This is a genomic window from Pseudidiomarina fusca (genome assembly GCF_032227045.1).
In the GTDB taxonomy this organism is placed as follows: domain Bacteria; phylum Pseudomonadota; class Gammaproteobacteria; order Enterobacterales; family Alteromonadaceae; genus Pseudidiomarina; species Pseudidiomarina fusca.
Genome location: NZ_JANFPJ010000011.1, coordinates 90660 through 104196, shown reverse-complemented (window position 1 = coordinate 104196; position 13537 = coordinate 90660). Strand labels below are relative to the sequence as shown.

At 47.1% G+C, this 13537-nt stretch carries 10 protein-coding genes; 5 read left to right on the top strand and 5 right to left on the bottom strand.

Annotated elements, in window-relative coordinates; translation table 11 throughout:
• Positions 1-56: 56 nt before the first annotated feature.
• Positions 57-2285 (bottom strand): TonB-dependent receptor, encoded by a 2229-nt coding sequence (locus NOG12_RS07070; RefSeq protein WP_313932818.1) that lies wholly within the window; start codon positions 2283-2285, stop codon positions 57-59.
• 282 nt (positions 2286-2567) lie between these two features.
• Between NOG12_RS07070 and NOG12_RS07065 the strand changes: the two genes are divergently transcribed.
• From NOG12_RS07065 to NOG12_RS07055, 3 genes are read left to right on the top strand one after another with little or no spacing between them, the layout of a single operon-like run.
• The gene (locus NOG12_RS07065) at positions 2568-3863 is read left to right on the top strand and encodes a GntP family permease (protein WP_313932817.1); all 1296 of its coding nucleotides are present in this window, start codon (positions 2568-2570) and stop codon (positions 3861-3863) included.
• Positions 3864-3880: 17 nt separating this feature from the next.
• Positions 3881-5548: a long-chain fatty acid--CoA ligase gene (locus NOG12_RS07060; protein ID WP_313932816.1), complete on the top strand. Its 1668-nt coding sequence runs from the start codon at positions 3881-3883 to the stop codon at positions 5546-5548.
• Positions 5545-6777 carry an E22 family MetX-like putative esterase gene (locus tag NOG12_RS07055; protein WP_228759473.1) on the top strand — a complete coding sequence of 411 codons (1233 nt, stop codon included), beginning with the start codon at positions 5545-5547 and terminating at the stop codon, positions 6775-6777. Before NOG12_RS07060 ends, NOG12_RS07055 begins: the two co-directional genes overlap by 4 nt.
• Positions 6778-6862: 85 nt before the next feature.
• Here the strand turns inward: NOG12_RS07055 and NOG12_RS07050 are convergent, their stop codons facing one another.
• Both NOG12_RS07050 and NOG12_RS07045 read right to left on the bottom strand, forming a co-directional pair.
• Entirely contained in the window at positions 6863-8647 is a 1785-nt protein-coding gene (locus tag NOG12_RS07050) for a TIGR03545 family protein (protein ID WP_313932815.1), read from the bottom strand.
• A gap of 4 nt (positions 8648-8651) precedes the next feature.
• Entirely contained in the window at positions 8652-9158 is a 507-nt protein-coding gene (locus tag NOG12_RS07045) for a TIGR03546 family protein (RefSeq protein WP_313932814.1), read from the bottom strand.
• A gap of 160 nt (positions 9159-9318) precedes the next feature.
• Between NOG12_RS07045 and NOG12_RS07040 the strand changes: the two genes are divergently transcribed.
• Together NOG12_RS07040 and NOG12_RS07035 are read left to right on the top strand one after the other, a co-directional pair.
• A complete protein-coding gene (locus tag NOG12_RS07040; protein ID WP_153826203.1) occupies positions 9319-10782 on the top strand; it encodes a RimK family protein in 1464 nt (487 codons plus the stop codon).
• Positions 10772-11299 carry a GNAT family N-acetyltransferase gene (locus tag NOG12_RS07035; protein ID WP_153826204.1) on the top strand — a complete coding sequence of 176 codons (528 nt, stop codon included), beginning with the start codon at positions 10772-10774 and terminating at the stop codon, positions 11297-11299. The genes NOG12_RS07040 and NOG12_RS07035 overlap by 11 nt, the downstream gene beginning before the upstream one ends.
• Before the next feature lie 45 nt (positions 11300-11344).
• Here the strand turns inward: NOG12_RS07035 and glpQ are convergent, their stop codons facing one another.
• Positions 11345-12502: a glycerophosphodiester phosphodiesterase gene (gene glpQ / locus NOG12_RS07030; protein WP_313932813.1), complete on the bottom strand. Its 1158-nt coding sequence runs from the start codon at positions 12500-12502 to the stop codon at positions 11345-11347.
• Entirely contained in the window at positions 12484-13527 is a 1044-nt protein-coding gene (locus NOG12_RS07025) for a cysteine synthase A (RefSeq protein WP_153826205.1), read from the bottom strand. Before NOG12_RS07025 ends, glpQ begins: the two co-directional genes overlap by 19 nt.
• Between the last annotated feature and the right edge of the window lie 10 nt (positions 13528-13537).

Here is a 13537-nt window from a genome sequence, read left to right as displayed (position 1 = left end):
CTGCTAAAAAAGTCAGCGGTTACCAGTAATTATCTACTGATAACCGCCAAGTGGGATTAGAATTTGTATCCCACAGTCAGGGAGACTGTTCTTGGGTCGCCGTAATAGGCAACAATCGCATCATCGCCAAAGGTTGGCCCAAAGTTGTAACCACCAACACGATATTCTTCATCGGTTAGGTTCTTACCGTGTAGCCCCACATGCCAGTTACCACCGTTCTGATACCAAACTAGGCTGGTGTTAACTAAGCTGTAACTGCCTTGGTCTAACATTGATGGCGCTTCAAACATTTGGGTTTTGCCACGATAAGAATAGTTAGCTGACCACACGATTTGGCCCACTTCCGTATCAAAGGTCTTGTTGAAACCTAAGCTACCGGTCCATTCAGGCGTATTGGCAAATGACCAAGCATTGGTAACATCGGTGGTATCACCCGTGGCTGGCTCGGTATAGACGACTGAATCAAATTCAGCGTCGATATGACCCAACATAGCAGTGATATTGAAGGTGTCAGAAAGCGCAATCACACTCTCCACTTCAAAACCTTGCACCGTTGCTTGACCAGCATTAAGCACTTGCGAAGATACCCCTGATGGCACCACGCGCTGCACTGTCACTTGCATATCTTGGTAATCTGAATAGAACACGGAGGCATTCAAGCGCATCATGCCATCCATTAACTCAGATTTCATACCTACTTCAAAGGTATCTACGATTTCTGGATCATAAGGCTCAGAAATGGTTGGGTTTAGCGATTGGTCAGCACGCATGTCAACACCACCAGACTTAAAGCCATTACTGTAGCTACCGTACACCATCATATCGTCGTTGAGCTTATAATTAAGCGCTACGTGCGGTGAAAAACGGCTCCAGTCAGCTTTAGTGGTAAAGTCTGAGTTAACGGCAAAAGGTGTGCCAATATTTTGGTCATCTCGGTTAATGTAGTGCACACCTAGGTAGGTGATCCGTGATACATCAGCCTCTTTCTCATCTTTGGTATAACGGCCACCCAAGGTCAGAGTCAACTGGTCGGTAAAGCGATAGTTACCTTGACCAAACAGCGCCACACTATCAGTCTGTACGCAACCACCGTTATCGATGGTAACCCCACCCAACGCGGCTAAGTACATGGGGAGTACGGTACCAAACACACCACAGGCTTCGCCATCGTAGAAATAAACTCCACCCACAAAGTCAAAATTATCATTGTTACTGTAGTTTAACTGAAACTCTTGCGTGGTTTGGTCATCTTCATAAATGGCAGGCACCATGAAAATCGGCTCGCCGGTAGAGTTAAAGTCAATATTGGTATTAGTGTAGCCTTCACGGCGGGCTGTCACTGATTTAAAGCCCCAATTGGCATTGATATCCCAATCAACAACCATCGAGTAACCTTCAGTTTCAACCAAGTTATCCGTAGGCATAGCGGTATTTGAATCATACACGTTATCGTAAGGAGTTTGCCCGGTCACTAAACTCGTCACTAGGCGATGGCCGCCTTTAGAATTTGATTCATCTTTGGTTTTGTCATAAGAAAACTTCACACTCAAATCTTCGGTGGCTAGCCACTTCGCACTCAAGCGCCCCGTCATTAAGTCTTTGTTATAGTTTTCTTCACCAGTATTGCGGAACTCACCAAAACCATCGCGCTGCAACGAAGCTAGTGCGCCACCAACAAAGAAATTATCGCTTAGGGCGGTTTGTCCGGATAGTTTTAAGTCACGTTGATTGAAGCTACCCACAGTACCCTGCACGCTGAGCTCGTTGTAGCCAGTCAACTCTTTAGTGACATATTTCACCGCACCACCGATGGTGTTTTTACCGTACAAAGTGCCTTGTGGACCGCGCAATACTTCAATACGCTCAAGATCGAACACTTCTAACACCGCACCTTGTGGACGCGCAACATAAACATCGTCGATGTAGACGCCAACACCAGGCTCAAATCCCCACAACGGATCTTGCTGACCCACCCCACGAATGTAAGCAGTTAGAGTGGAGTTAGTACCACGGCTTACCTGTATGGTAGCGTTCGGAACTCGTTGTTGGAGCTCGGTAATATCCTCGACACCAACCTCTTCTAAGTCGTTCGCACTAAATGAACTTACTGAAACGGGCACCTCTTGCAGGTTCTCTGTCTTGCGACGTGCGGTTACTTCTATACGTTCTAAACCTTTAAACTCGTCACTAGCAGCGGTATCGGCTTGCTGTGCCATAGCTGGCATCATCATCACCGATGTAATGGCGATTGCTACTAATGAGCGGCGAAACTTGGGTTGACTCATGATGTCGATCTCCCGGTTGTCTATGTTGCTGTATTGATAGATTGTTATTTTATTTACCCGGTGGTAGCTGCTGGCTCCGTTGAGCGAAAGCTGGCTACAACCTGATGCTTGTATGCATTGTTAGGTCATGGCCTGATTAAACTAGCTTAAAGTTTGAGCTTTGTATTCTGTACGTTAGTACTATGTTATTTAGCGAGGCAATATCGCATCATCAGCCACATAAGTGCAAAGTCAATCAGGTCATGGCCTTCCTGATAGCTCACTCGATAACGAGGTAACTGCATGTTAAGCATGATCGGTTTAGTAGGCGGGCTCGCTCTGCTTATTATTCTCACCCTGCGGGGAATGAACTTATTTATCAGCGCACCTTTGTGCGCGGTGGTCGTGGCCTTGTGCAGCAATGTGCCATTGTTTCAAGGCGAGGTAAACTTTGTTAGCGCCTATATGAGTGGTTTCGCTAGTTTTGTCGCCGCTTGGTTCTTTATGTTTTTATTGGGCTCAATGTTCGGTAAGTTCATGGAAGACACCGGCGCCGCCGATAGTGTGGCCAAATGGATCATCACCAAACTCGGGCGCAAGCAAGCTATGCTGGCAGTGGTGCTGGCTTGTGCTATTTTAACTTACGGTGGTGTGAGTGTGTTCGTGGTTGCCTTTTCGGTTTATCCGATGGCTCTATCACTGTTTAAAGATGCCAATCTGCCGCGCCGATTTATTCCCGCCGCATTAGCTTTTGGCTCGGTTACTTTCACCATGACCTCGGCCGGCTCACCAGAAATTCAAAACTGGATCCCGATTCAATACCTTGGCACCTCTCCCTATGCCGCTTGGGAAGTGAGCTTATTAGTAGCCGTGTTGATGGCAAGCTTTGGTTATTGGTGGCTCAATCGCCTGATCAACAAAGCCGTTGCTAATGGTGAAACCTTTCATAGCCGCGCTGATGACCCACAGCAACAAGAGCGTGAATTACCATCACCGCTGAGCGGTTTAGTGCCCTTAATTGTGGTATTGACGTTAAGCTTTATCTTTCATGATGAGCTTAAACAAAATGCGTTAATCATCGCCCTTACGGGTGGCGTCTTAAGCATTGCTATCATCAATCGTAAATTCTTCCAGAACCTTTCCAATGCTATCAGTGAAGCTTCAACCGGCGCTCTGGTGGCTATCGGTAACACGGCAGCTGTGGTGGGCTTTGGTAGCATTGCAAAAATCACCCCAGCTTTTGACCAAGCAGTTGCCATCATGACCAACTTACCCGGTAACGAACTGGTGGGTGCCGCGGTAGCTGTCAGTGTTATCGCTGGCTTAACAGGCTCTGCCTCTGGTGGCCAAGTTATTGCGTTACCGGTACTAGGCCCGCACTACATCGACGCTGGCGTTAATCCGGATCAACTCCACCGGATTGTTGCGATTTCTTCTGGCGCACTCGACTCTTTGCCACACAACGGTTACGTGGTCACGACCATTCGCGGTATCTGTAAAGAAACTCATCAAGCTGCCTATTGGTCGGTTGCTGCAGTCACTGTAGTGGTGCCGCTGATGGGGCTAGCGGTGGCTATTGGTTTATTCATTTGGTGGTAGGATAAGCAGGAATAACTATGTTTGAAACAACAACTCACGCAACCCCGCAACACCCAGCTGCCATGCAACGCAGCCAGTTGCTTATTATCGATCTACTCCGGCACGCTTGTCGGCGTCATCCGCAGCAAAAGATTGTATCGCGCCGATTAGAAGGAGATATTCATAGCTACACTTATGTCGACTGTTATCAGCGTAGTTGTCAGTTGGCTCATGCTTTAACCGAATTAGGTGTGCAGCCAGGCGATAACATTGCCAGCCTCGCATGGAATACTTATCGGCATGTCGAACTCTATTATGGCGTTAGTGGTATCGGTGCCGTCTTGCATACTGTTAACCCACGCCTGTTTGCTGAACAAATCAGCTGGATTATCAATGATGCTAAAGATACTTGGTTGTTTGTTGATTTGAGCTTTATCGATTTAATCACTGAGATAGCCAGCCAGCTTAGTAGTATCAAAGGGATTATCGTGTTAGCCGATAGCGCCCACCAGCCTGCGCTCACCAAGGTAGCGCAACAGGTCCTCAACTACGAGCAACTGATCCAACCGCAACCCAACCAGTTTGACTGGCCAGCGCTGCATGAAGATAGTGCTGCTTTGTTGTGCTACACCTCAGGCACCACAGGCAATCCCAAAGGCGTGCTTAATTCTCATCGCGCTATGGTGCTGCATGCCCAAGCTACCGTCAGCCATGAACTGCTAGACTTGCGAAGTGACAGCGTACTGATGCCGATGGTAGCCATGTATCATGCTGGGGCTTGGGGTGCGCCCTACGCAGCTCCGCTAGCCGGCTGTAAATTAGTCCTCCCTGGCGCTGGCATGAGCGGCGAAGCCATGTATGAGCTTATTTCTGAGCAACAGGTTACGCTTGGTCTCGGGGTGCCTACTATTTGGTTAACCTTGCATAATTACCTTGCCGAGCAGCAAGCCTCGGTACCATCACTGCAGCGAGTTTGTGTTGGTGGTGCTGCATCACCCTTGGGCTTAGTAAAAACCTTCGCAGAGCGGTATAACATTTACTGGCAACCTATTTGGGGGATGACTGAAACGGGTCCATTAGCTTGTTCGGCACCACCAGAGCCGGAGCTTATGGCATTACCCAAAGAGCAACGTTATGCCATTCAGACCACTGCTGGTAGAGCCTGTTTTGGGGTTGATATGATCATCGTCGATGCCGACGGCAAGCCATTACCTCACGACGGCGAAAGTAGCGGTGAGTTACGGGTGCGTGGCCCCTGGATTGCTGCTAGCTACTACCAACGCGAAGACCCTGAGGTGTTTGTTGATGGCTGGTTAGCTACCGGCGATATCGCAGTAATAGATCCGCATGGCTACATGAAGGTAGTGGATCGCAAAAAAGATGTGATCAAAAGTGGCGGTGAGTGGATCAGTTCATTAGAAATTGAAAACATTTGCAGCCAACATCCCGCCGTCAACGAAAGCTGTGTGATCGGCGTCAAGCATCCGAAATGGGATGAACGGCCGTTATTGCTGGTGGTTCCCAAAGCCAATACTGAGTTGAACAAGCAAGACATTTACCAATTCTTACAAGACCGCATTGCCAAGTGGTGGCTGCCTGATGATATTCTGATTGTTACAGAGCTACCCCATACCGGTACCGGCAAGCTCGTTAAAAATGAGCTACGCAGACAGTATCAATATTACTTAATGGAGCAATCTTCATGATGAATGCAAGTATACGTGTAAGTTCCCCCCTAACTGCGGTAGTTGGTTTGCTACTAACCGTTGCGCTACTCGCTGTTAGCCCAAACGCCGATGCTGCAGAGCCATTACTGGTTGAAAAGAAAAGCTTTACTACTCGCAATTTTGCTACAGTAAGTGGTGAGGTGATTCCTGAAGTAACCGTAGGCTGGGAAGCATACGGCGAACTCAATGCAGCCAAAGACAATGTGATTCTTATTACCCACTTTTTTTCAGGTAACAGTCATGCCGCCGGCAAATACACTCCTGAAGACCCCCTACCAGGTTATTGGGACGCTATCATAGGCCCAGGCAAAGCCATTGATACCAATAAGTATTATGTGGTTAGCTCAGATACTTTAGCCAATGCTTTTCCGGGCTTGCCCCATGTGATTACTACCGGCCCAGCCTCGCTTAACCCTGCTACCGGTAAGCCCTATGGTTTAGATTTTCCGGTGGTCACCATTCGTGATTTTGTTAATGTACAACATGCGTTATTAGAGAGCCTCGGAGTAACCTCGCTGCACGCAGTAATTGGTGCCTCGATGGGCTCTTTGCAGGCGATTGAGTGGGCAGCTGCCTATCCAGATATGGTTGAACGTATGGTTTCGGTGATTGGTACCGGAGCTATGGATGCTTGGACCATAACAGCCCTTGAACATTGGGCGCGTCCGATCAAAGCGGACCCAAACTGGAACCAAGGCGACTATTATGAAGGCGAGAAACCCCTAGTAGGACTCACCAGTACCTTAGCTATGATCACTCAGCAAGCCATGCATCCACTTAGTATGAACATGCGAGCACCGCAACAGCCGGTGTTACCTGAGGCAGGTCTAGCCAGCGTAACCAACAGTTTACCGGCCTTAGATTTTCTATTTAACGCTGCAGCTGGGCAAGCACCCTTAGCCGATGCTAACCATATTCTCTATCTTGTACGAGCTAACCAATTGTTTGTAGCTGGGCACGAACAAGATTTGGCAACTGGGCTGGCCAAAATCAAAGCTAAAACCTTATTCTTACCGGCCAAAAATGATTTGCTATTACAGCCGTATATGGCGCAGCAGAGCGTTAAATTGTTACAAGCCCAAGGCAAAGATCCTCAGTATGCTGAAATCGAAGGTATTTGGGGACACTTAGATGGTATTTACAGTATTAGCAGTAAAGCAGACCTGCTCGCTGAGTTTATTAATTCTCCAACCGCAACTAGCAACTAAAGAGTAGATGCGCAATAAAAAAGCCAGCGAGCTCATCAGGCAAGCTGGCTTTTTATTGTCACTAACTTCTGGCTTAGTTAAGGCATTAGCCTCCAAACAGGCCCTTTAGCTTATCCTTGACCGAATCTTTGAGCTTGTCTTCCACTTTGGCCTGTAGCATCTCTTGCAGTTGCTGGTCACGTTGCTCGGCATCACCAAGCAGGCCTATTAATTGCTCTAGATCCGCCTGATTCTCACTTAAAAATCCATCACTTTGCTGCTGCAAGCTTCCACTAAACTCAGCCAATTGGGTTCTACCAGCGGCCATAACTGAGCTCTTGAGCGCATCGCCTAACTGACGATCTAAATCTGAGCTTAAATTAAACGACGGCTGCAATAATTCACCACTGATATCCGCACGAATATCCAACCGTTGTAAAGTCTTCAGTGCGTCAGCAACCACTTGGGTCCAGCGATTATCAGCTTCAGCGAGCACCTCAAGTTGGGTTAACTTAACGACCCCGCCCCCATCAAACTGATTATTACGCAAGCCAATAGAGCCCTCGCTATCAAGCAACGCTGATGCAATAGAAGCGACAAACTCACTACGCTCGCTCAGGGCCAATTGCTGCAGTTGAATCCCTTGCACTTGCCATTGTTGTTTGGCATCTAATCCATCCACGGTAAAGGCCATTTCACCATTAAGATTAAGTGCTTGCCACAAGGCCGAGTTATCAGCTCGAGCAATAAAGGTGGTAGGCTGTCCCAATTGTTCATGTTGATGCGTGATATTGCTCCAATTCACGTCGAGTAGGGTGTCATTCCAGACAAATTCGGTGATAGCTTTTTTGATTAAAAAGCTTGGTGGCTCTGACTTATCCATAAACTCAAACCAAATTCCCTCACCTCGTTGTGGTTTAACCAATTCTTCATTTGCTGATTTGGCTAACATCGGCGCCAACTGTTCGTAAGCTAATAAAATATATTGGCTCCACTGACGCATTTGTTCACCAAATAACACTGCGGTAATTTCATTCAACCCTTCACTGTTGAGCTGAATCAGTTGCTCAACCCGCGCTAAATCTTGTTCCGGTGCATCTTTAACGCGCTCAACATCGGCTTTTAACACCTCTACCGATTGCTCAACTACCGCTTTGAACTCTACCAAGCGCTCACGATCGGCCTTAAACCTAGCTTGTAACGCCTTTAATTTATCTCGCAATTGTTGTAATTGCTGGGGCGTCTCAACCTTGGTATCTGTAAGTGCTTTTAGTTCTGCTTGGTAAGACTTTAAGTCTTCTTCGCTGGGAATATTAGCTTGCGCCTGTTTGACTCGCTCTTTTTGCTCAGCGAAGTTTGTCTTGGCTGCAGCAATCGCAGCCGGTGTCTGTAAATCGACCCGCGCCACTATCTCGTCAACGTCTGGCAATTTCACATTAAGCGAGTCTAAGCCTTGTTTCGCCCACGTAGACAGCTCATCTTTACTTGGTGCTTGGTAAACTTCACCGGCACTAGCTCGTTGTTGATGAACCCGAATACCACTGCTTACCACTTCTTCAAAATGAAACCGCCCCAACAGCAATTGCTCGACATTCAAATTGCCACTGATTTGGCCAATTTGCAGACGGTTGAACTCTGGCTGACCAGGATCCGTCACTTCAATCCCAGTTATTGTTAGACCGAGCGGTGACCAGCTATGTTCGACCTTAGCAATATTCACTTCTGCGCCATTGAGAGTCCCCACCGTGCGTTCCAATGTCCAACGTAAAATGGTGTCTAGCAGCAGCCACGAAAAGGCCACCAGCAGCGCACAAATGACCACGAAAGCAGCTAAGCCAGGCCAACGAATAGCACTTTTACGAACGGGTTTGGCAGTTGTTTTAGTCGTCATCAGCTTACCCTCGCAAGTTTGCGTAAATGGTCCAGAACTTGTTTGCTTTAAGCAGTTGCACAATGCGTAACTTATTAAACCAAGTCTGAATACGATGCCGGTACTGGGTCACAATTACAGCGCTAACCACGGCTAAAATTGGCGCAAAAGCTAAACTGAGTAACAAGCTACCCAAGGTAATGGTGTGCTGGAATTGTACGACCCGCCAAAAGGCCGATTGATACATGGCTTGCCAAAGTGGCTGCCAGCTTTCGTGAGCTAGCAAATAATAACCAAATTGGTGAAACAGGGGATCAAGCAAAAAGGCAATGCCTGAACACAGGATAAAACTTAAAATAAAACCGGTGAGGTTTACTCGAAAGATTAAAGCGATCAGTAAAATCACTAAATTATGCACCCGCCACAATGGTGTGAACCCCATCATCATCCCTAACACAAAAGCGAAGGCGAGCGCCCATACTCCCGATTCAGAGTTGAGCGCCTTTAAAAATTTCGCTAACAACGTCAACATAATCTAAGCTCCAAGCTATATTGGTAATCTCAAGAATAGCTTAACTAAAATCTAAGAGCTAAGGAAACAAACAATATTTACCAAAAATACCCATTTTTACCTCTTGTATTTTTGCTAAATTAAGCCTAAATATGCGCAGCAAATTCGCACTGGAGCTATCATGCAAAACTCGGCTTTAATCATCCTTGATGATATTACTGATTGGCAACCCTACTACCCTAGCCAATCAACCGTTACCGCTAGTGAATACTTACTTCAACAGTCAAGTAAAACGCGCACGCAAATTCTAAATTTATGTGGTGACCTGAGCTATTTATCAACCGGTTACTACGTCAGTCTATTGGCTGAAGCTCGCGGTCAGCGAGTCTTACCTTCAGTGATGACCATTAACGACCTAGCGAACTTTTCTCATTACCAATTGCTATTGGCCAATACTGACAAACAACTCAATAAGTTCTTAGCTAAAGCTGACAGCAGCAGTTCCTTTAAAGTATTGATTTGCTTTGGACAAAGCGAGCATAGCTTGCTTAATAATTTTGCGCGGCAAATATTTGACCGTTACCCATGTCCGATTATTTGGGTCGAGTTTAGCTATCAGGGCCGTTGGTTTATTAATCAGTTACATGCCGGTAGCTTGGCTGATTTAAGTGATCAGCAACAGACATTTTTTGGTAATTCACTTGATAGCTTTAGCAAGCGCGTCTGGCGCAAAGCCCGCACACGTAAAGAATATCGCTACGATTTAGCTATTTTGCACGATCCTGATGAGCCTATTCCTACCAGCGATAAAAAGGCGCTGCAAAAGTTTATTCGGGCGGCAAAAGATGCCGATATTGAAGCTGAGTTGATTACTGCTAATGACTTTAATCGGCTATTAGAGTTTGATGCTTTGTTTATTCGAGAAACGACTCGGATCAACCATTACACCTATCACTTTGCCAAGAAAGCAGAGGCTAATGGCATGGTGGTTATTGATGCACCCCACTCTATCTTGCAGTGCGCCAATAAAGTGTTCTTAAAAGAATTACTCGATAAGCACGAGATACCTACGCCTCGCACTGAACTATTATTGAGCCAACAAGCGATTGACTACGAGAAGATCGGTGAGCGCTTGGGCTATCCGGTGGTGTTAAAAATTCCAGATGGGTCGTTTTCTATTGGTGTCGAGAAAGCAGAAAATGCTGAAGAATTTAGGCGTGTTGCGCTAGAGCTGTTTAAAAAATCGACCATCTTGCTGGTTCAAGAGTTTGTCAAAACCGATTTTGACTGGCGCATTGGCGTCCTCAACAATCGCCCGATTTATGCTTGCAAATACTTTATGGCACGTAATCATTGGCAAATTTACAACCATGCCAGTAGTACCAGTCGTGCTAAATCGGGTGGTTTTGAGACCGTAGGCGTGCATCAAGTACCTCGGGATGTGGTCAAAACAGCCCTGCAAGCAACACGCTTAATTGGGGATGGGTTGTATGGAGTGGATATGAAACTCAGCAACAAAGGGCCGGTAGTAATAGAAATTAACGATAACCCGTCCATCGACTCGGGAGTTGAGGATCTTCTGCTTGGTGATGAGTTATATCATCTTATTATGCGCGATTTTGCCCGGCGTTTAGATGAAAAATAAATCAACCGCGACGGCTGCGACCACACGCAACAGCAGCGCTTGGCACATTCGCCAAGCACTGTTGGCTGATGTACCTGCTCTAGTCGCCCTAGAACATCAAGTGTTTGACTATAGCAGAATTGGTCGAGCTAGTTTTCGACGTTTGGTTCAGCGCCCTAGCGCTCGAGTCTATGTTGCTTACAATGATGGCCAGCAACTGTTGGGATATTATTTGTTGTTAACTCGCAAGAACAGCCGCAAGTGGCGCATTTATTCTATTGCCACTGCGGCAGCTGCACGTGGTACGGGTCTTGGCAAAGCCTTGCTCCGTCACGCCATGCACTTAGCGCAGCAAGCCGGCGCTAGTGCGCTGAGTCTTGAGGTACGTACCGATAATCATGCAGCTATCGGGCTCTATCAAGCGCACCACTTTGCGGTCGTTGATGTGCTGCCGGGATACTATGATGATGGTGACAGCACTGAGGCCAGCAACGACGGCTACCGAATGCAAGTGACTTTTGCCGAATTAGCGGATTAACCCTGAGGGTGGTCAATATTCTGTGTCAGCCAAGTTTTCATAGGTCTATAAATCAGGAAAGTCAGTAAAAATCCCGTCTACACCCAGTTCAGTCAACGCTTTTTTTAGCTCTTCATAGGAAGCAAACCCTGATGGCAGTTGATCTGCTCGCAAGGTATACACGTGCACTTTTAAACCTGCTTGATGAGCGTGTGGCACCACTTCTCGCCAACGCCAGCGTTGGGCAGCTGCTAACCATGACGACTGAGCTGTTGAGGATTGTGCAGTGGCGGCCGGTGCTAACGCATCCGTGCTTTGCACCGCTGGCCCTTGATACAAATGGTCAAGCCATATGCCAACACCATCGGCGTACGAACTCAACGTTTCTAGGCCAGCAGCCGTTAGCATAAGATTGTAATCGACCGAGCTTTGGTTCCAACGATTGTCAGCAATCAATTGAATCAGCGGAATCTCAGTCAAAAATTCGCGCTTCAAGCGGCGCAAAACTTCAGGGTCAAAACTTTGTAAATAAATGGGATTTGCGGGTACCGGATCAGTATAACCGTACTTACCTAGCACTTGCATCACTGCCGCGGGTAGGTCGTAGTTCTGTTGCTGATGCCAAGGCGCATTCTTTAGTTCAACATAGATGCCGGTATTGCGCTTAAAACTATGGTTTAAGCCTTGCACCAATTCAATACTTTCAGCTAATGACATCACCCTAAAGCGCCCTTTATTGTGAGGAAAGCGCGCAGGATATTGTTGCTTAGCGGAGCCTTTTGCGCCGGCTTTAGTATGCTCACTACGTTCATGAAAATTAAGCTGCTGCAGTTCTGCGAAGGTAAAATCTAATGCATAGTAGTGACCATTAGGGCGCTTTTTATCTGGAAAAACCTCAGCAACATTGCTCACCGCGTCTAATTGCAAGTCATGTAATACCACGGGCACATGATCACGGGTTAAAACCACATCTTGTTCAATATAGTCCGCACCCTGGGCAAATGCGATGGCAACCGCAGCCAAACTATGCTCCGGTGCGTAACCAGATGCACCGCGATGAGCGATGATGGTTAAAGGCGCACCTTTCTTAACTGACTCGGCCGCTGCTTGCGGTTGATTCTCAGCTTCATAAATCGCGGCATAACTAGGCAGAATAAAAAGACTCAGAAGGCCCATCCAAGTGACTGCCAAAGCTGGCAATGCTTTCACGCTTGTCGATACCATACCTTATCTCCCTGGTCGCGATAGCGAGCTAACAACTCATGGATAGGTTCAGGCTGCAGCGCGAGTCCACGCTGCTGCAAATAATCATCGTTGTACAACTTACTCGCTGAACGCTCACCCAAATCACAAGCAAAAGTTACGATGGTTTTACCTGGACCATGCAACGCCGCAGCTTGCAAAGCGCCGGCAACGTTCAAACAAGAGCTACTACCCAGTACTAAGCCTTCCGTATCCCGAATATAGCGCGATAAGCTCACGAGGTCTTGGTCAGGTAAGTTTACGGCAGCGTCTATTCGTGCTTGCTTGAAGTTTTCGACCAAACGCATGATACCAATGCCCTCGGTAAATGAACTTCCTTGGCTGATGTACTCACCTTGTTTTAAATAGCTGTAGATACCTGAGCCATCCGGGTCCGCTAACCATACTTGCAGATCTGGATTTTGCTCTTTTAAGTACATGGAGTTACCTGCAATAGTGCCACCGGTACCGGCTACCGAAACAAAAATATCCACTTGCCCGTGAGTTTGCTGCCAAATTTCGGGCCCGGTCATCAGGTAATGCGCTCTGGCGTTGCTCGTATTTTCGAACTGATTAGCCCACCAATAATCCTCACGGCTTTCAGCTAAGCGACGCGCCGTATGATAAAAGTGATTGTCATTTTTGAAAGGCACTGGGTCCACGGTTTTTAACTGGGCGCCGTGTAGAGTAATCATGCGTTCTTTTTCTTTCGACTGGTCGTTTGGCATCACTGCCAACATTTTCAAACCAAACGAACTAGCAACCAATGCTAAGCCGATTCCGGTATTACCTGCGGTACCTTCAACAATAGTCATACCCGGCTGTAATTCGCCGCTGGCTAGGGCATCTTTAATAATCTGCAATGCCGCTCTATCCTTTATCGAGCCACCCGGATTTTGTGATTCTAATTTCACTAAAATCTCACAGCCGGTTAACTCGGATAGACCATTCAAACGCAGCATATCGGTTTGTCCAATCAAATCAGCATTACGTTTTGCTACTTTCATGATGGCTCCT

Bases quoted from the DNA above. Each gene is read 5' to 3' on its own strand.
- NOG12_RS07070 (WP_313932818.1), bottom strand. From the start codon at position 2,285: ATGAGTCAACCCAAGTTTCGCCGCTCATTAGTAGCAATCGCCATTACA.
- NOG12_RS07065 (WP_313932817.1), top strand. From the start codon at position 2,568: ATGTTAAGCATGATCGGTTTAGTAGGCGGGCTCGCTCTGCTTATTATT.
- NOG12_RS07060 (WP_313932816.1), top strand. From the start codon at position 3,881: ATGTTTGAAACAACAACTCACGCAACCCCGCAACACCCAGCTGCCATG.
- NOG12_RS07055 (WP_228759473.1), top strand. From the start codon at position 5,545: ATGATGAATGCAAGTATACGTGTAAGTTCCCCCCTAACTGCGGTAGTT.
- NOG12_RS07050 (WP_313932815.1), bottom strand. From the start codon at position 8,647: ATGACGACTAAAACAACTGCCAAACCCGTTCGTAAAAGTGCTATTCGT.
- NOG12_RS07045 (WP_313932814.1), bottom strand. From the start codon at position 9,158: ATGTTGACGTTGTTAGCGAAATTTTTAAAGGCGCTCAACTCTGAATCG.
- NOG12_RS07040 (WP_153826203.1), top strand. From the start codon at position 9,319: ATGCAAAACTCGGCTTTAATCATCCTTGATGATATTACTGATTGGCAA.
- NOG12_RS07035 (WP_153826204.1), top strand. From the start codon at position 10,772: ATGAAAAATAAATCAACCGCGACGGCTGCGACCACACGCAACAGCAGC.
- glpQ (WP_313932813.1), bottom strand. From the start codon at position 12,502: ATGGTATCGACAAGCGTGAAAGCATTGCCAGCTTTGGCAGTCACTTGG.
- NOG12_RS07025 (WP_153826205.1), bottom strand. From the start codon at position 13,527: ATGAAAGTAGCAAAACGTAATGCTGATTTGATTGGACAAACCGATATG.